At 47.4% G+C, this 19,250-nt stretch carries 14 protein-coding genes and 1 riboswitch; of the genes, 9 read left to right on the forward strand and 5 right to left on the reverse strand.

Annotation, left to right across the window (positions count from 1 at the left end; all coding sequences use genetic code 11):
- The first annotated feature begins 8 nt into the window (after positions 1-8).
- The 4 genes from glcT to ptsP all read left to right on the forward strand — a co-directional run bounded on the left by glcT (position 9) and on the right by ptsP (position 5,260).
- A complete protein-coding gene (glcT, locus tag BLS69_RS00425) occupies positions 9-863 on the forward strand; it encodes a glucose PTS transporter transcription antiterminator GlcT (protein WP_047844046.1) in 855 nt (284 codons plus the stop codon).
- Between the two features lie 287 nt (positions 864-1,150).
- Complete coding sequence (gene ptsG, locus BLS69_RS00430) at positions 1,151-3,202, forward strand: glucose-specific PTS transporter subunit IIBC (protein ID WP_091027710.1); 2,052 nt, start codon at positions 1,151-1,153, stop codon at positions 3,200-3,202.
- Positions 3,203-3,279: 77 nt separating this feature from the next.
- Positions 3,280-3,555, forward strand: coding sequence for an HPr family phosphocarrier protein (locus BLS69_RS00435; protein WP_036617010.1), 276 nt, complete (start codon positions 3,280-3,282; stop codon positions 3,553-3,555).
- Positions 3,548-5,260, forward strand: coding sequence for a phosphoenolpyruvate--protein phosphotransferase (gene ptsP / locus BLS69_RS00440; RefSeq protein ID WP_036617013.1), 1,713 nt, complete (start codon positions 3,548-3,550; stop codon positions 5,258-5,260). The genes BLS69_RS00435 and ptsP overlap by 8 nt, the downstream gene beginning before the upstream one ends.
- A 298-nt stretch (positions 5,261-5,558) precedes the next feature.
- On the opposite strand, the gene gcvPB is transcribed toward ptsP, so the two are convergent.
- From gcvPB to gcvT, 3 genes are all read right to left on the reverse strand, one after another.
- Positions 5,559-6,998: an aminomethyl-transferring glycine dehydrogenase subunit GcvPB gene (gene gcvPB, locus BLS69_RS00445; RefSeq protein WP_091034744.1), complete on the reverse strand. Its 1,440-nt coding sequence runs from the start codon at positions 6,996-6,998 to the stop codon at positions 5,559-5,561.
- A gap of 137 nt (positions 6,999-7,135) precedes the next feature.
- Positions 7,136-8,491 carry an aminomethyl-transferring glycine dehydrogenase subunit GcvPA gene (gene gcvPA, locus BLS69_RS00450; RefSeq protein WP_091027712.1) on the reverse strand — a complete coding sequence of 452 codons (1,356 nt, stop codon included), beginning with the start codon at positions 8,489-8,491 and terminating at the stop codon, positions 7,136-7,138.
- Entirely contained in the window at positions 8,488-9,624 is a 1,137-nt protein-coding gene (gene gcvT / locus BLS69_RS00455) for a glycine cleavage system aminomethyltransferase GcvT (RefSeq protein WP_091027713.1), read from the reverse strand. The genes gcvPA and gcvT overlap by 4 nt, the downstream gene beginning before the upstream one ends.
- A 320-nt stretch (positions 9,625-9,944) precedes the next feature.
- Positions 9,945-10,067: riboswitch (glycine riboswitch) on the reverse strand.
- 344 nt (positions 10,068-10,411) lie between these two features.
- On the opposite strand from gcvT, the gene gcvH reads away from it, so the two are divergent.
- The 5 genes from gcvH (at position 10,412) to BLS69_RS00480 (ending at position 16,392) form a co-directional block, all read left to right on the forward strand.
- Positions 10,412-10,804 (forward strand): glycine cleavage system protein GcvH, encoded by a 393-nt coding sequence (gcvH, locus tag BLS69_RS00460; RefSeq protein WP_047844042.1) that lies wholly within the window; start codon positions 10,412-10,414, stop codon positions 10,802-10,804.
- A 419-nt stretch (positions 10,805-11,223) separates the two neighbouring features.
- The gene (locus tag BLS69_RS00465) at positions 11,224-12,678 is read left to right on the forward strand and encodes a PTS mannitol transporter subunit IIBC (protein WP_091027715.1); all 1,455 of its coding nucleotides are present in this window, start codon (positions 11,224-11,226) and stop codon (positions 12,676-12,678) included.
- 38 nt (positions 12,679-12,716) lie between these two features.
- The gene (locus BLS69_RS00470; RefSeq protein ID WP_091027717.1) at positions 12,717-14,819 is read left to right on the forward strand and encodes a BglG family transcription antiterminator; all 2,103 of its coding nucleotides are present in this window, start codon (positions 12,717-12,719) and stop codon (positions 14,817-14,819) included.
- Positions 14,816-15,250, forward strand: coding sequence for a PTS mannitol transporter subunit IIA (locus tag BLS69_RS00475; RefSeq protein WP_017686856.1), 435 nt, complete (start codon positions 14,816-14,818; stop codon positions 15,248-15,250). Before BLS69_RS00470 ends, BLS69_RS00475 begins: the two co-directional genes overlap by 4 nt.
- Entirely contained in the window at positions 15,247-16,392 is a 1,146-nt protein-coding gene (locus tag BLS69_RS00480; protein WP_091027720.1) for a mannitol-1-phosphate 5-dehydrogenase, read from the forward strand. Before BLS69_RS00475 ends, BLS69_RS00480 begins: the two co-directional genes overlap by 4 nt.
- Positions 16,393-16,452: 60 nt before the next feature.
- On the opposite strand, the gene BLS69_RS00485 is transcribed toward BLS69_RS00480, so the two are convergent.
- Together BLS69_RS00485 and BLS69_RS00490 are read right to left on the reverse strand one after the other, a co-directional pair.
- Positions 16,453-16,704 carry a cysteine-rich CWC family protein gene (locus tag BLS69_RS00485; RefSeq protein ID WP_091027721.1) on the reverse strand — a complete coding sequence of 84 codons (252 nt, stop codon included), beginning with the start codon at positions 16,702-16,704 and terminating at the stop codon, positions 16,453-16,455.
- A gap of 140 nt (positions 16,705-16,844) precedes the next feature.
- Complete coding sequence (locus tag BLS69_RS00490) at positions 16,845-18,839, reverse strand: endonuclease MutS2 (protein WP_091027724.1); 1,995 nt, start codon at positions 18,837-18,839, stop codon at positions 16,845-16,847.
- Between the last annotated feature and the right edge of the window lie 411 nt (positions 18,840-19,250).

Consider the following 19,250-nt stretch of genomic DNA (forward strand, 5'->3'; position numbering starts at 1 on the left):
TGCAAACAATGAGCAGCCTGCATGTAGATAAAGCGCTAAATAATAATGTAATCATTGCACAGCATCCTGAACACGGGGAAGTCGTTGTTATTGGTAAAGGCATTGGCTTTAACCGAAAACCGAGTGATCACATTCCATTGATGGCTGTGGAGAAAATGTTCATTTTGAAAAACCAGCAGGAGCAAGAGCAGTACAAACAGCTTCTTCCACAGGTGGATGAAGCACTGATCGAGATTATTAACGAAGTTATTACGTATATTGCAGAGCGTACGGACGTTCCTCTGAATGAACATATCCATATTGCATTAACCGATCATATTTCTTTCGCGTTAAAACGCAAGGAGCAGGGCATTATCATACAAAATCCATTTTTATATGAAACCCGCGAGATTTATCCTGAAGAATATCGAATGGGAGAATACGCTGTTCGTCTGATCAAAGAGAAAATGGGTGTAGATTTGGGGATGGACGAGATTGGTTTTGTTGCCCTCCATATCTATAGCGCAATGACCAATCAAAATATATCCCAGGTACGTGAACATTCACAATTGATCACTGATTTGGTGAACCTGGTGTCTGATCAACTTGATTATTCGTTTGAAACGGAATCGCTTGATTACTCTCGTTTGCTGACTCATCTTCGTTTCGCCCTTGAGCGTGTTCGCCGTGGAGACAAAGTGGAAGAGCTTCATAAGTTAGATTCCCTGCTTAAGTTGGAGTATCCCGAAATGTACTCGCTTGCATGGAAACTGACCAAAGTAATGGAGAAAAGACTGAAACTGCCGGTTTATCCTGCGGAGGTAGGTTATCTTACCATTCATCTGCAAAGGCTGAATCAGCGGAAGGAAGAAGAGAATAAGTGAGATCATTCCAGTGATGGAATGCGGAATTTATTTTTTTGGTGTAAAGGCTTGCAATAGATTAGAACTGGTGCTACAATGGTTTCCGTAATCAAGCAACTGAATAAACATAAGCGACGTGTTACTGACTCGATCAGGCATGAGTTAATTAAAGTGTGATTGTTCTTTCCTTGTACAGGGTATGCTATACCCCAAGGTTGGCACAGTTTACTTTATTAATTCATGCCTTTTTTTGTGTTCCCTTGCTTGCATCACAACATATAAATTAGACGAAAGGGAGAAACGACGCGATGTTTAAAAAGCTTTTTGGTGTATTGCAAAGAGTAGGTAAAGCTCTCATGCTGCCTGTAGCCATTCTACCTGCGGCAGGTTTGCTGCTCGGAATTGGTAACATGCTGGTTAATCCAGATTTCTTGCAATATGTAACGGCGCTCGACACCCCTTGGGTGAACTCGATCGCAACAATTATGATGAACGCAGGTCAGATCGTATTCGATAATTTGGCATTGCTGTTCGCCGTCGGTGTAGCCGTCGGATTGGCCGGTGGCGAAGGGGTTGCAGGTCTCGCAGCGATCATCGGTTATCTGGTCATGAACGTCACACTAGGTAGCGCAGTAGGGGTTACTCCGGCCATGATCGGTGAAGTACCGGGTTATGCCAGCATCTTGGGTATCCCAACATTAAGTACAGGCGTGTTCGGAGGTATAATCATAGGTATTGCCGCCGCGCTATGTTACAATCGGTTTTTCAAAATCGAACTGCCGTCTTACCTCGGTTTCTTTGCAGGTAAACGATTTGTACCGATTATCACATCGGTAGTATCCCTTGTAATCGGGTTGCTTCTTGTGATTATCTGGCCTCCGATTCAAAATGGACTGAATTCCATATCTCACTTCATGGTAGATACAAGTCCGACCTTGTCGGCGTTCATCTTTGGAGTTGTGGAACGGTCATTAATTCCGTTCGGTTTGCATCACATTTTCTACTCCCCATTCTGGTTTGAGTTTGGTGAGTATGTGAATAAAGCCGGAGATGTTATTCGTGGGGATCAGAAGATTTTCTTCAGCCAGTTACGTGATGGCGTTGCTCTCACAGCAGGAACATTCCAAGTTGGTAAATTCCCGTTCATGATGTTCGGTTTGCCAGCGGCCGCACTTGCGATGTACCATGAAGCAAGACCGGAACACAAAAAGTATGTTGCAGGTATCATGGGTTCAGCTGCGCTGACCTCGTTCCTGACAGGTATCACAGAACCACTTGAATTCTCGTTCCTGTTTGTAGCACCAATCCTGTTTGCAGTACACTGTATCTTTGCAGGTTTGTCTTTCATGACCATGCAAATTCTGGGTGTAAAGATCGGTATGACCTTCTCCGGTGGGTTCATTGACTTCCTGATCTTCGGGATTATTCCGAACCGTACACCTTGGTGGGACGTGATTATTGTCGGATTGATTCTTGCGGTGATCTATTACTTCGGTTTCCGGTTTATCATTCGCAAATTCAATCTCAAAACACCTGGACGAGAGGATGCAACGCCTGAAACCGAATCTGGCGGAGGCTCTGGTTCAACGGATGACCTGCCACATAACATTCTTGAAGCTTTTGGCGGCAAGGAAAATATCAAACATCTGGACGCTTGTATTACTCGTTTGCGGATTGAAGTTAATGAGAAATCCAATGTGAAAAAAGATCGTTTGAAACAATTGGGTGCATCTGGTGTACTTGAAGTGGGTAATAATGTTCAAGCCATCTTCGGTACACGTTCTGACACGATCAAATCTCAAATGCAGGATATTATTGCAGGAAGAACACCAGCACCAACGCCAGCAGCTGCCAAACCAACTCCTGAAGAGGAGAAGGCACAAGGTGAGCAAGGCGAGCGCATCGTTGCTGAGGATATCGTCATGCCAGTCAATGGTGAATTGCTGGACATTACAAACGTACCTGATCCGGTCTTTGCTGAGAAAATGACAGGTGACGGGTTCGCAATTTTGCCACATGATGGTACGATAACTTCTCCTGTGTATGGTAAAGTGTTTAATGTATTTCCAAGCAAACATGCCGTGGGCATCATGTCCGATGGTGGCAAGGAAGTGCTTGTTCATATAGGTGTTAATACGGTGAAGCTGAAAGGTCAAGGCTTTAACGTACTGGTACAGGAAGGTGATCTGGTATCGGCAGGTCAGCCGATTATGGAAGTGGATCTGGAGTATGTCAAAGCAAACGCTCCTTCGATCATTTCACCAGTTATTTTCACTAACCTGCCAGAGGGCTCCACAGTAACTCTGAAGAAGAGTGGAGTGCTGAAAGTTGGCGAACAGCCAATCATTGAGATAAAATAAGAAGTGTTACGACGATGGCAAGCAAGTGTAAATATATGCAATGCCTAAACCAAACTACTGAAAGTGAGATGATTGTAATGCAACAAACATTCAGAATTACAGACGAAGATGGTATCCACGCACGTCCGGCGACAGCCCTGGTTAATACAGCAAACAAATTCAAAGGTGCAGAATCCTTTGCAGAAGCTAACGGTAAAAAAGTAACTTTGAAATCCATTCTGGGTGTTCTTTCCCTCGGATTGGAACAAGGCGACACCATCAGCATCATCGTTGAAGGCGAAGGCGAAGCTGAAGCTCTTCAAGCTTTGACTGACGTTATGGTTAACGAAGGGTTGGGCGAAATTAATGCTTAATGTCTCCGGGATCGCGGCTTCGGCGGGTATTGCTATCGCCAAGGCGTTTATCTTGGAGCATCCTGATTACTCTGTAGAAAAACGCCAAATTAACGACGTTGACGCAGAGATCGCAAAACTCGACTCAGCTCTGGGTAAATCCCAGGCTGAGCTTGAGGCGATCAAAGAGCGTACTTTACAAGAGCTTGGCGAGAAAAAAGCAGAGATTTTTGCTTCGCATTTGCTCATTTTGAATGACCCGGAACTGATTGATCCGGTTAAAGCTAGAATTGCAGATGACATGATCAATGCAGAATTTGCTTTGAACGAAACGGCATCACAATTTATCTCCATGTTTGAGAACATGAAGAGTGCTTACCTGCAGGAACGTGCTGCAGATATGCGTGACGTTACCAAACGTGTGCTAAATCACTTGCTTGGTATCGACTTCATGAGTCCAGCTGAGATCAATGAAGAAGTGATCGTGCTTGCGGAGGATCTAACACCTTCCGACACGGCTCAATTGAACCGCCAATTTGTTAAAGGTTTTGCAACCAACATTGGTGGACGTACTTCTCACTCGGCGATTATGGCTCGCTCTCTTGAAATTCCGGCTGTTGTTGGAACCAAGGACATCTTGGCTCAAGCGAAACAAGGCGATATGATCATTGTTGACGGTCTGGATGGTCACGTACTGGTTAACCCTACTGATGAAGTTATTGCTGAATACCGTGCCAAACAGGAACAGTATGATGCACAACGTGCAGAGTGGAGAAAACTTCGTGATGAGCCAACGGTAACGGTGGACAACGTTCATGTTGAACTTGCAGCCAATATCGGTACACCAAATGATGTAACAGGTGTTCTGGAGAACGGCGGCGAGGCTGTAGGCCTGTACCGTACCGAGTTCCTCTACATGGGCAGAGACAAGCTTCCTTCCGAAGACATTCAGTATAATGCTTACAAAGCGGTACTGGAAAAAATGGAAGGCAAACCTGTCGTTGTTCGTACACTCGACATCGGTGGAGACAAAGAGCTTCCGTATCTGGATCTGCCAAAAGAAATGAATCCATTCCTCGGCTTCCGCGCAGTTCGTCTGTGTCTGGACCGTCTGGATATCTTCCGTACACAATTGCGTGCATTGCTGCGTGCAAGCGTACATGGAAACCTGCGTGTCATGTTCCCAATGATCGCAACACTGGGTGAATTCCGTGAAGCAAAAGCTGTCTTGCTCGAAGAGAAAGAGAAGCTGGTTGCTGAAGGTATTGCTGTTTCTGACAGCATTCAACTCGGAATCATGGTCGAAATTCCTTCGACTGCAGTTCTGGCGGATCAATTTGCCAAAGAAGTGGATTTCTTCAGTATCGGAACGAACGATCTGATTCAATACACTATGGCTGCAGACCGTATGAACGAACGTGTAGCGTATCTGTACCAACCTTACAACCCAGCCATTTTGCGTTTGGTTAAAATGGTTATCGATGCAGCACATCGTGAAGGCAAATGGGTTGGCATGTGTGGTGAGATGGCAGGAGACGAAACAGCAATTCCATTGCTGCTCGGTCTTGGATTGGATGAGTTCAGCATGAGCGCAACTTCCATTCTGCCTGCTCGTAGTCAGATCACCAAGCTGTCCCGTGCGGATATGCAGGAACTGGCTGCTAAAGCTCTGGATATGCAAACGGCTGAACAAGTCGTTGAATTGGTTCAAAGCATTAAAGCGTAATTTTGCCGGGGTTTCCTCCGGATTTGAGGTTTTTCTTTTTCCGATAATGAGCTGCATTGATGCAGCGATTCTGCCGGTATCCGCGATTCATTGTGGATATCGGCTTTTTTTGTTATAAACAGGACAATGTGATTCGGACACTGGTATACATCGGAGCATAACTTGCCTGCGTTTGAGACACGCTCTAGCAGGAGGATGGTGAGCTGTAAGAGTGGCATAAGTAGACCGGGAAGGCAACATAAAAAGCTCTTGCTGATTGGAACATCAGCAAGAGCTTTTTGTGTTAACAATGATTTGATTAACTGCAAGCGCAGTTCAATACAGGTTTGCGGGCAGCGGTGGTCTCATCAAGACGAGTGACCGGTGTTCCGTAAGGTGCGTTGAGTACCAATTCAGGTGTCTCTTCCGCTTCTTTGGCAATCCGTATCATCGTATCAATGAACCCATCCAGCGTTTCTTTGCTCTCGGTTTCTGTTGGCTCGATCATGATGCATTCCTCCACGTTGAGCGGGAAGTACACCGTAGGCGGGTGATATCCAAAATCAAGCAATCGTTTGGCAACATCCAGTGTGCGCACACCATATTGCTTCAAACCCCGACCAGACATGACAAATTCATGTTTGCATACACCCGGATAAGGAATCTCGTAGTAAGGCGCAAGACGGGCCATCATATAGTTAGCATTGAGTACCGCACACTCAGATACACGGCGCAATCCTTCCGGTCCATAGGTGCGAATGTAGGCATAGGCACGTACCAATATACCGAAGTTACCGTAGTAGGCTTTTACCCGGCCAATGGATTGATCGCCTTCACGATCGAATGCATACTTACCGTCATCATTTTTGATCACCATTGGCTTAGGCAGGAACGGAACTAAACGACTCTTCACGCCGACTGGTCCGGCGCCTGGTCCACCACCGCCATGAGGTGTGCTCATCGTTTTGTGCAAGTTCAGATGCACCACGTCAAAGCCCATATCACCCGGACGGGTAATGCCCATAATGGCATTCGAGTTCGCCCCATCGTAGTACAGCAAGCCACCAGCCTGATGTACGATGGATGCAATCTCCTGAATGTCTTTCTCGAACAAACCAAGTGTATTTGGGTTTGTCAGCATCAATGCTGCCGTATCCGAACCGACTGCTGCACGGAGTGCATCCAGATCGACCAGTCCGTCTGCTCGGGATGGAATCGTCACAGTTTCAAATCCTGCAACGGTTGCACTTGCCGGGTTGGTACCATGCGAAGAATCGGGCACGATGACTTTGGTACGTTGTTCGCCACGACCTTCGTGGTAGGCACGAATCATCATAAGACCAGTCCATTCTCCATGGGCACCCGCGGCTGGTTGCAGAGTCACAGCGTCCATACCTGTCAGACCTGCAAGGTCGTTTTGCAATGTATATAACAGTTCAAGAGCACCTTGAATGCTGGATTCGTGCTGGTACGGATGGATTTTGGCGAATCCATTGTAACGGGCCACGTCCTCATTGATCTTCGGATTGTATTTCATTGTACAAGAGCCCAGTGGATAAAATCCGTTATCTACCCCGAAGTTGCGGCGGGACAGAGCGGTATAGTGTCGAATAACATCTACCTCAAACACTTCCGGCAGTGCTGCTGCTTCCGAACGGAGCATTTCCCGGGGAATCAACGTATCGGCAGCCTGACGAGGAACGTCACATTCTGGCAAGGAATAAGCGACACGTCCAGGGCTGCTGAGTTCAAAAATCAATGATTGTTCCGAAGCAGGAGATAAGGTCTGTGCACTAAATGTTGTATCCGTCTCAGGTTGAACCGAAGTGGAGACAGAGGTACCTGTTTCCGATTTTCCTTGTACCGATGTTGTCGTTGTTGTCGTCGTTTCCTGAGTCACAGCGATCCCTCCAATGCTCGTGCGAATTCGTCAATCTCTTCCTTAGTGCGCCGTTCGGTAACAGCAATCAGCATATGTCCGGTAAGCTCCGGATAATCACGTCCGAGTTCGTAGCCACCAATAAAGCCTGCATCCAGCAGTTTCAACTGAAGAGCATCCACGTCTGTTCCTTCAGGAAGTTTAATCACGAATTCATTAAATGTTGGTGCATTAAAAGTAAGGCTAACTCCAGGAATCGCAGTTAATGTATTCAGGGTGTAATGACTCTTTTGCAAATTCAGATCCGCGACATCGATCATGCCCTGTTTACCCATGATGGACATGTACACAGATGCGCTGAGTGCAAGCAAAGCCTGGTTGGAACAGATGTTGGATGTCGCCTTTTCGCGGCGGATGTGCTGTTCACGTGCTTGCAGTGTGAGTACAAAACCACGCTTGCCGTTGCGATCGGTGGTCTGGCCTACAATTCGGCCAGGAATTCGGCGCATATGAGGCTGGGATACGGCGAAATATCCGCATGTCGGGCCGCCGAGTGAAGCGGCGATGCCGAGGGGCTGCGCATCACCTACAACGATGTCGGCACCCAGCTTGCCTGGGGCTTCCAGCAGACCCAGCGATAGCGGGTTAGCACTTACAACGAGCAGGCCCTTGTGCGCATGCACGAGGTCGGCAGCCTGTTTTACATTTTCTACAGCACCAAAGAAGTTCGGACTCTGGATCATGACAGCAGCGGTATCGTCCGATATGGCGGCTTGCAGGGCATCCCAATCAGTGACGCCATCCTTATAACCAATCTCGACAATCTCCAGACTTAATCCGTGCGCATATGCCTGCAATACCTGACGGGCTTCCGGATGAACGGTACGGGATACGATGAGCTGTTTGCGACGAGTTGCCGCTGCGGCCAGATTACCTGCTTCTGCAAAGGCAGTTGCGCCGTCATACATACTGGCATTGGCTACAGCCATACCGGTTAATTCACAGATGTAGGATTGAAATTCGAAAATGGCCTGTAGTTCACCTTGGCTGATCTCAGGCTGATAAGGTGTGTAGGCAGTGTAAAACTCGGAACGGGAAATGACATGATTGATGACGGAAGGAACATGATGATCATATATGCCAGCGCCGAGGAAGCTGGCGTGTGTTTCGAAATTGGCGTTAGCGCCGGCTTGTTTGGACATATGACGTGTCAGCGCATATTCATCAAGTTTGGAGGATACGGGCAGCTCGCCCTGATAACGAATCTCCTGCGGAATGTCCTGAAACAGTTCCTCCAGCGTATCCACACCGATGGTTGCGAGCATGGCGCTCTGATCTTGCTCAGTCATGGGAATGTAACGGTGCTTGCTCATGCTTGATCAGCTCCTTGAGTAGGTGTCTTCGACGTACGTGTCCGTTTATGAAAAGGGGTCTTCACGACCTCGGCTTTTAGTTTCTTGCCGCGGATCTCAATCTCAAGCGGGGTTCCCAGCGCAGCGTATTTACTGTCGATGAGAGCAAGCCCCAGATTACGCTTCAATGTAGGTGATTGCGTGCCTGTTGTTACTTCACCAATCTGTACGCCTTCGGCGTAAATCGGATAGTGGGGGCGGGGAATACCACGCTCCAGCACTTCGATGCCGACCAGTTTGCGGGCAGGCCCGTCAGTTTTTTGCTGTAACAAGGCTTCGTATCCGATAAAAGGTCCGGCATTCAGCTTCACAAACATGCCAACGCCAGCTTCGAGCGGAGAGATGGTTGCCGACAATTCCTGTCCATACAGGGGGAGCCTTGCTTCAAAGCGCAGTGTATCCCGGGCACCAAGTCCGGTTGGTACGAGTCCGTGACCTTCTCCGGCTTGCATTAATCCATTCCACACCGCAGCAGCATGGTCCGCAGGTACATATAGTTCAAAGCCGTCCTCACCGGTATAACCTGTACGGGACAACAGTAATTTAACGCCGCATACCTCTGCCTGCTGTACAAAACGGAAAGGCTCAATCGAGGATACATCCGTATCTGTAACTTTCCCGATAATATCTACAGCCAGTGGACCTTGCAAGGCGAGCAGCGCCGTCTGCTCAGAATCGTTAGTCATGCTTACGCCAGGGATCAAGTGCTCTTGCAGCCACGCCCAATCCTTGTCGATGTTGGAGGCATTAACAACGAGCATGTAATGCTGATCTTCCAGCTTATACACGAGCAGATCATCTACCACACCGCCATCTGGATAACACATCAGGGTGTACTGGGCTTGACCCGGAACGAGCGTGGTCACATCATTGGTCGTCATTTGTTGCAAAAAAACTTCAGCCTGCTCACCCTGTACGGTGAATTCACCCATATGGGATACATCAAATAGTCCAGCACGCTCACGCACCGCTTCATGTTCTTTCTGGATTCCGCTAAATTGCACTGGAAGCTCCCAGCCTCCAAAATCAATGCACCGTACGCCTTCGTATTGCTGATACAGTGGGAAGAGTGGTGTTCTAAGCAAATCGGACATCAAATCACCTCGTCATGGGCCGTCAACCGGCCGGATATACAATCGTGGATCAATGAACCAGGGTATTTTTACATTTTTCAGCAGAGATTTTTCGTAGATAAGTATGGTAAGGCAGCTATGACAGCGCCGTTCTACATCCTGTTTTTCGTTTTTTGGGAAAAAGGAAAAGGACAGGCCAAAGAATCGGCATGCCAAGTAGCACGCTGTATTCTAAGGCTCTGTCCCTTGTACCTGAGAGTTACCCCGCTGCGTTGTGCAGCAGGTTTCCCCTTGGGTGATCATAACGCCCGCACAGGGCGAATAGATGCTCTCCAGAGTTGCGTCCCGTAAAAGTCCTTTTGCCTGAGAGATTCACCCCCGCTTATCGGTGGTTTACTCCTTCGGCGTTACCTCATGTACATCCCGAATCGGGTGTCACGGGTAATCTCTCCCTTTACATTCATCCGCGGGTATAACATAGTCCAATAAACACATTTACTCCTCTCATTAAAACGTGAATCCACTACCGATGTCAAGAACGATGTCATAGATTATAATTAAAAACCGAATATTTAATTTGGTTTCAATTTTATTGTTCGTGTATTTAAAAAGACTGCGCTTACTATTCTAATATTCACCAGTATATGAAGAAAGAGTGTAATCGGGTTACAGGATTTAGAGGTGATCAATAAATAAATTGTGAGGTATCTTGACATTTTAATCAAAAATATCATACGCTATGTTCTGGGAAAAAGGTTAAGGTCAAAGAACGCATGCACTCATTTAATGAAAAGCGAGGCGGATATTGATGAGCGAATTGAAAAGTGATTTCCTGTACAGTGAAGAGCACGAATGGGTGCAAACCGTAGGGGAGGATACTGTACGTATTGGCATTACCGAGTTCGCGCAGCATCAGCTGGGTGACATTGTGTTTGTGGAATTGCCTGACCTTGAAACCAATGTAAAAGCAGAGGACAGCATTGGAACGATTGAATCGGTCAAAACGGTTTCCGACTTGTTCTCTCCCGTCACAGGTTCAATTATTGCAGTCAATGATTCGTTGCAGGACTCCCCTGAACTTGTGAACAGCTCTCCTTACGAGGAAGGTTGGATGATTGAGATTCGTGTTGAGGGAGATCTGACAGCAGCATTGTCTACATTGATGAATGCAGACGCGTATCGTAAACATACGGAAGAATAGTATCAACGAACTTGTACTTATTAACATATATTTTATAAGCAAATGAAATGAGTTTCATATTGTTTCGACCTGTGTGAGCCGGATGCTTGCACAGGTTTTTTGTGCTTTCCAAGAATGGTTTTGAATGTAGATTTGAGCAGATTGTGGATGTAAATCATCTGATTGGACCAAGCTATAGGTTAGAAAATGACTCTGGAAATGATAAAAGTCATAGGCAAGAAAAACCTTGTGTACCAATGGGTTCAGCCATTATGCATCGATTAAAACGATTACATAACCTAATGTTGTCATCATTGTTCATGACGAAAGTACGCTTTCATTTCATTGAACAGGAGAGCATTCTCGCTTAGGATTACAGCAGGGGAGAAATGATACCCCTTTCATAAATCATAATCACTTGATCCAAGGAGGATAATACAATGAGTAATTTGGACCAATCGTCCAATTCCAAAGGTGGGCTACGGGTAGGTGTGCAGCGTTTTGGCCGTTTCCTGAGTGGTATGGTCATGCCGAATATGGGAGCGTTCATCGCCTGGGGATTAATTACGGCCATGTTCATTCCAACAGGCTGGTTCCCTAACGAGACACTGGCACAGCTAGTCGATCCGATGATCAAATATTTGCTGCCACTGTTAATCGGTTACACCGGGGGTACGATGGTGCATGGTCAGCGTGGTGGTGTCGTGGGTGCCATTATGACCATTGGGGTCATCGTGGGTAGTGATATCCCGATGTTCCTAGGTGCCATGATTGCCGGACCACTGGCAGCATGGATCATCAAAAAGTTTGATAAATCGATTGAAGGTAAAGTTAGAGCCGGATTTGAAATGCTGGTTAACAACTTCTCAGCCGGTATTATTGGCGGGATCTTGGGGATTTTTGCGCTACTGGGCATCGGGCCTGCTGTAGAAGCAATTAGCAAAGTATTATCTGCCGGGGTACAAGGCTTAATGAATCTTGGTTTGCTGCCGCTGGTCAACCTAATCATTGAACCAGGTAAAGTATTGTTCCTGAACAATGCAATCAACCACGGGATTCTAACACCAATTGCAACAGATCAAGCAAGAGAATTAGGGCAATCCGTGTTATACATGCTTGAATCGAACCCGGGTCCGGGACTTGGTATCTTGCTTGCTTACTGTTTCTTCGGACGCGGAATGGCCAAATCTTCTGCACCGGGTGCCGTTATCATTCATTTCTTCGGGGGAATTCATGAGATCTACTTCCCTTACATTTTGATGAGACCGATTCTGATTCTTGCCGCAATTGCGGGTGGCGTCGCAGGTACATTAACATTTATGCTCACCGGAGCAGGACTTGTTTCAGCACCATCACCGGGTAGTATTATCGCGTATTTCCTCTTAACACCGAAAGGTGGATACCTGCCAATGCTTGCAGGGGTGCTTGTAGCAGCCGTCGTTTCCTTCCTGGTAGCAGCAGTGTTGCTGAAAACGGGTAAACAAAAGGACGAAGATCTGGAGTCCGCATCCAGTCGGATGAAAGACATGAAGAGTCAAGGAACCGTGCCAAACGCTGGCATTACGGCTAATCATCGTGAAGCAGACAGAGCCGCAGATATGGCTTCTTCTACAGTCAAAACAGACGTGAAGAAAATTGTCTTCTCCTGTGATGCAGGGATGGGGTCGAGTGCCATGGGTGCTTCCATTCTACGCAAGAAGATGAAGGCAGAGGGGATTGACGTTACGGTGACCAATACGGCTATCAGTGATATCCCGCCGGATGCAGATGTGGTAATCACACAACAAATATTAACCGATCGTGCCCGCTCCGTTGCGCCGAACGCAGAACATATATCCATCGACAACTTCCTAAAAAGCCCGGAATACGATGCGCTCGTTGAACGTCTAAAGTAATTGTACGCATTTGTTTTCCCTGAGCCGGAGGCTGAGATATGAGTATTACCAAAAGACAACGTGAAATCGTGGAGTTTCTGCTGGAGCATCCACATGAAGTCACTGCCGGCGAAATCGCCGTTGAAGTTAAGGTCAGTACCCGAACAGTTCACCGGGAGCTGCAAATGATTGAACAATGGCTTGAACCTTTGGGCATGAGGCTGGAAAAAAAATCAGGAACCGGTATCCGAATTGATGCTGGTTCCGATGATCTGGCTATATTGCGCCAGCAACTAGAGGGTAAAGAATATGTAGAGTTTACGCCGGAAGAGCGTAAGCTCTTCATGCTTTGCATCCTGCTTGATGAACCGGAGCCTGTAAAGTTGCTCGCCCTGGCCTCGGATCTGAAAGTGACCGTATCCACCGTAACCACTGATCTGGACGATCTGGAGTCACGGATTCGTCAGGCGGGACTGAAGCTGGTTCGCAGACGTGGATATGGCGTCAAGATTAATGGAAGTGAGACGATTCATCGCACAGCCATAGCTGCACTTGCACTGGAATTTCTGGATGAGTCCGACCTGTTCGGAAGACAACCTGAACAAGGGGGCTCCATCGTAAACCAAAAACTGCTGGATATGATTGGACACGGTGATGTGCTTACGATCGAAAATGCGTTATGGCAACCAGACATCGAATGGCTGGAGAACATCCCGGAACGCCAATACATGAAGCTGCTGATTCAATTATCCGTAGCGGTTGTACGTATTCGTAAAGGCATTGGCATTGGCCGTATGTCTCCACGAGAGAACACGGGAGATGCAGTTGCAGAGCAGGATGAGATGAAGGTTCCACCTTATATGGCTTCCCGCTTGTGTGGTGTGTTATCGACCCAGCTGGGGCTGACATTCTCCCAAGATGAGCAAGCTTATTTTCACAGACTATTAGTTGAGACAGAGCAGCGGATTCACTCTTCGCGGCTGTTGCCAATAGACGACTTGATTTTACTGGACAGGGTACATTCACTGATTGATCAGATGCAGGCGAGGACGCATTACGCCTTTCATGAGGATCGTTTGCTTCGTGAAGGTCTGCTTGGTCATATGCAACCTGTCATGGAGCGAATTGAAGGACAACAGATGATTCGTAATCCGCTTTTGCAGCAGATTCGCAAGGATTATGATTCCCTCTTTGAAGAGGTCAAAAAATCTGTGGGGCAAGCTTGGCCAGGTACAGAAGTTCCGGATGAGGAGATTGGTTTCCTGGTTATGCACTTTGGAGCTTCCATCGAGAGGTTACGTGCATTGAAACGGGAGATCAGGGCGATCATCGTGTGTACAAGCGGAATTGGATCATCACGCATGCTTTCCAGCAGATTATCCAAGGAGATTCCCGAGATTCGGATCATGGATAGCGTGTCCTGGTACGAGGCTGCCCGGATACCTACAGATCAATATGATCTGGTCTTATCTACTGTTGATCTGCCGATGGATGAGCATCAGTATTACAAAGTGAGTCCACTGCTTACGGCAGAAGAGAGCGAACGTCTGCGTCATTTTATCCGAACAACAACATTACAACGACAGCATAATAAGCCCCGTGAAGCAGAGGTTCAGACGACAAGTCGATACTCTGACCCTGATGGAATGGAAGCTATTTTAGTTGAAATCGTCCGAATTATTGGCAAGTTTCAGGTGTACCCGCTGGATAATCAGGACATCGGGTTCTATAAAACGGTGTATGCGATGTGCAACGTACTCCATGGATCTGGTGTGCTAAAGGAACCGGGGGAGATCGCAAAACGGTTGGAGGCACGTGAGGCAGTGGGGAGTCAGAAGATTCCCGGCACAAGACTTGCGCTGTTTCATACACGCAGTGAGGGGATCTACAGGCCGTCCATTAGCTTGTTTCAGCTCACTGAGCCACTCCTTCGTACGCCGGATGATCCGGCAGGAGTTACCCATGTCCTCTTGATGCTCGGTCCCAGAGAATTATCCAAGGAAAGCCTGGAGGTTCTCAGTGAGATCAGCGCACTGTTATTGCAGGAAGAAATGATTACATTGCTGGAAAAGGGAATTAGGGATGAACTCATTCATTACCTGTCCCAGGAACTTGTTGGATTTTATCGCAGTAAAACCGAAATTGGAGGTCAACCATTATGAGTATGTTAACAACAGATAAAGTCATCATGAATGCGACGGCTCAGGACAAATACGAAGCGATTCGCATGGCAGGACAGATTCTGAAGGATGCGGGACATATTACCGCTGATTACATTGAAAAGATGATTGAACGGGAAGAGATTGTCTCGACCTATGTAGGGAACGGCCTGGCTATTCCGCACGGTACGAAGGAATCCAAAGCTTTCATTTTATCCACAGGTATCTCTGTCATTCAGTATCCACAGGGTGTTGATTTTGGCGAAGAAAAGGCTTATATGGTCATTGGTATCGCGGCTCAAGGCGGGGAACATATGGAGATCCTGACTAGCATCGCGGTGATCTGTGCTGAAGATGAGAATATGGAGGCCCTGCGTCTGGCTAAAACTGCTGAAGAAGTTATCGCTATTCTGGAAAGTGAAATGGAGCTATGAAGGCCCTACACTTTGGCGCAGGTAACATTGGACGCGGATTTATCGGCTTGATTCTGTCCCGTGCGGGCTATGAGGTGGTTTTCTCCGACGTGAATCAGAACTTGGTTACAGCTCTCCAGCAACGGGGGCAATATACGGTGGAACTGGCTAACGAGAGCAAGGATCAGGAGACCGTCACAGGCGTAAATGCAATCGATGGAACCCAACTGGAGACGGTTGCCCAAACCGTTGTGGAAGCTGATCTGATTACAACCGCAGTGGGTGTGGGTGTGCTGAAACATATTGCACCAGGCATTGCGAAAGGACTTGAGAAAAGACTGAATTCCGGTCCTGCTCAAAACCCTCTTCACATTATTGCTTGTGAGAACGCCATTGGAGCCAGTACACAGTTGAAAGAGCATGTATATGCTCTGCTTGATGAAAAGGTACGTTCCCTTGCGGATCAATACGTTTATTTTCCAGATTCAGCCGTAGACCGGATAGTGCCTATTCAGCATCATGAAGACCCGTTGCATGTACAGGTGGAGCCTTTTTACGAGTGGGTGGTGGATCGTTCCCAGATGGCTCCTGCATTCAAACCGGTTGAGGGCATTCTATATGTCGATGATCTGGAGCCGTATATCGAACGGAAGCTGTTCACTGTTAATACAGGACACTGCGTTGCAGCTTATATAGGTAATGTGCACGGGTATGACACGATTCAGAAGGCTATTGCCGACGAAAAGGTGAAATCCATTGTCTACGGTGCTTTGCAGGAAACCGGAAAAGTTCTGGTGAAGCGTTTTGCATTCAACCCTGAAGAGCATGAGCAGTATATTGTCAAAATATTGGGACGGTTCGTCAACCCGTATCTCACCGATGAGGTTACTCGTGTTGGTCGTTCTCCGCTGCGCAAGTTGTCTCCGAATGATCGTCTGGTTCGCCCGGCCCTTCAGGCCTATGCGGATGGAACTGATACGACTTATCTGGCTATGGGTATGGCAGCAGCCTGCAAGTTCGATGTCTCTGATGATCCGGAAGCAGTTGAACTGCAGAACATGATCCGCCAGAAGGGGATTACAGCTGTACTGCATCATTATACGTCCATGGATGAGCATCATCCGGTGCTTGAACAGGCTGTTGCCCAGTATAACCAAATGTAAGAGCAGTGGCAGCCAGCTAACAGTATAGATGAGGCATAATGAAGAAGAGCCATACAGTTGTTAACTGTGTGGCTCTTCTTTTGGTTGGCTTTTATCGGCATATTCGTCCAAACAACGTTGACATATGCACGATTTTCGGCGCTGCTCTGCCGGAATGCGGTCAAACACACCCTCGGGGAAAGTAGCCCGGTTACACCAGCATTCCGAATGAGGATGTCCTGCGGCATAGGAACAGCGATTAGTTTCCCCGCATAATGGGCAGACAAGAACATCGATATGGATGTGCTCTTGATCGTCTTGTTCTGCAGACATTCAGTTCTTCCCTCCCTGTGCAATAGCTACGAGCTGAAGTTAAACATACTGGTCCCCAGTATAACAGAAATGTGCCGGTGATTATGGATTTCGCTCTGTATATATGACTTCCAGTTCACCACATCTGTTTCTCCCATCGGCTATTCTTCAGGCGGTAATTCGATCTGTAGGCCTTCCACATGTTTGCGTCCCATCAACTTACGCTTCTTTCGATTTTCCTTTGTTTCTAGCACAATGTCCAAGTCATAATCGTCACCCGGATAAAGCTCATCGGCTGATATATGCAGGGTCAGGCGTTTCTTATGGATTTTGACTTTGCGTCCTCGCAGCATGACCCCGATATTTCCACGGCTATCCTCGACATCACAGACGATGCCCGACTGATTAAGATAGGCCGCATACACCCGATCCCCTTTGCGAAAAGTTTTGGCAGGAGCAGGAGAATCCGACACTCTAGTTTTTGTCTTTTTGTGGGGACCGATTGAATCCTTTGACTGGTTCCTCCTGGATAACTCTGCTGGGCCTTCTGCTTCTGCAACGGAACGATCAGGCGTCAGGGCTGGATTTTCCAAAGGAGGTGATGTGAACACGAATGTACGATCTCTTGAAATACTTTGATCGGACAGGGACTTGGATCGCTCGATAATTCGCTGTGGCATGCCCAGCTTTAATGCGATGGAATAAGCATAGCTCTCACCAGCTTCTCCGATACGCAATCGATACAGCGGCTGGAGAGAAACGGTGTCAAATTCCATACGGGCATTTTCGAATCCTGGCGTGGCAGCTGCAAAATGTTTGATTTCACCAAAATGTGTTGTTGCCACAACGGTTGCTCCGCGGCTGTGAAGTTCCTCCAGCATGGCGATAGAAAGTCCCACACCTTCACCGGGATCTGTGCCGGAAGCCATCTCATCAATGAGCACCAGAGTTGACATATTGGCCTGTTCCAGTATGCCAATCATATTGCGAATGTGTGCGGAAAATGTACTGAGCGCTTGTTCCAAACTCTGCCCGTCACCAATATCAACCGCTACCTCGTTATAAACAGCCATCTCGCCACCTTCCTCCACCGGAATAAGCAAACCCGATTGCATCATCAGGGTTAACAAACCAAGTGTTTTGAGTGCGACCGTTTTACCCCCTGTATTCGGGCCCGTTATAATGAGCGACGAGTACGTTTTGCCGATTGCAAAATCAAGGGGAACCATGGAAGAACCCATGAACGGATGACGTGCACGTTGAAGGCTAATGTGGCCCTGAGTATTAACTCGAACGGTACGTCCGTCCATGGTGGCCGCATATTTGGCTTTGGCAAACAGGAAGTCCAATACACCTACCGTTTCGGTGTTCAGTGCGATTTCACGGTTATATGATTCGGCCAGGGAGGTTAAATCACCGAGAATTCTCATCTCCTCTCGGGACTCCTCCGCTTGTAGAGCGGCCAATTCCATCTGTAAACTTACTAATTCAACAGGTTCGATATATACGGTTTGCCCGCTCCCGGATTCATCCAGTACACTGCCTTTCACCTGTTTACGGAACTCTTTCTTAATGGGCAGAACCGTTCTTCCTCCCCGTTGGCTGATGACATGTTCCTGCATAATGGAGCGATGTTTACTCACCAGAGAATCAAGTTTTCGTTTCATGCGTTCCGCATTGACCGTTATTTTTTTACGAATACGAATGAGTTCCTTGCTCGCCTGATCCTGAATGCGTCCACTATGGATGCAGCGCTCAATCTCACTCAGCAAAGGTTCGATCAGAATCATGGATGCTGCATAACGACTGACGGTGGGAGCGGCCCCAGATTTGCCCTCCATGTACTTCATGAGTTGTGCACAGCTCCGCAGGAACTGAGCGAGATGACTGAAGTCGCGTTCACTGAATAGATAACCGGTGCCAAGCAGATCCATAATGGTTTCCATTCCGTCGAGTGAAGGGAGGGGAATACTGGCCCCGAAGCGAATCAACGCAGCCGCTTCTGCAGTTTCTTCCAGGCGAATCTGAATAAGGTGAGCATCTACCATCGGTTTTAGTTCTCTCGCATAACGTTTGCCCAGGTAAGACAGGGCGCAGTCTGCAACGTTTTTTTGAATTTGTGGATAACCCAGACTGTTTAATGTGTTTTCATTCATGCGTAATCTCTCCTTGAATTTGAATTGTAATTTCAGTTGATGCGCTGAAACATATTCCTGGAAAACGCAAAAAGGGCGGAGAATGAACAAACGTCATTCTCCGCCCTAAACATATGGGAAAGCAAAGTCCACTACAGGTCTATATTAAAAAATCCGCGCTGAACTCAGCGCGGAAATAGACCCGGACAATTACAATCCCGGAGGCGATTTATGATATCCGCTGTTCTTAACTAAGTACAGGGATCTGGCGCATCATGAAATACACGTATGCCATATGGGCACAAGCGCAATGAAAGGCCAAACTCCTGAATATGAAACTTGGTTAGTTAAGAACATTCACCGACATTAAAAATCTCTCCTTTGATTGAGGAATATGCAACCAATATAAACTGGAAATTGGTTTGAAGTCAA

Source organism: Paenibacillus sp. CF095, from assembly GCF_900101225.1.
In the GTDB taxonomy this organism is placed as follows: domain Bacteria; phylum Bacillota; class Bacilli; order Paenibacillales; family Paenibacillaceae; genus Paenibacillus.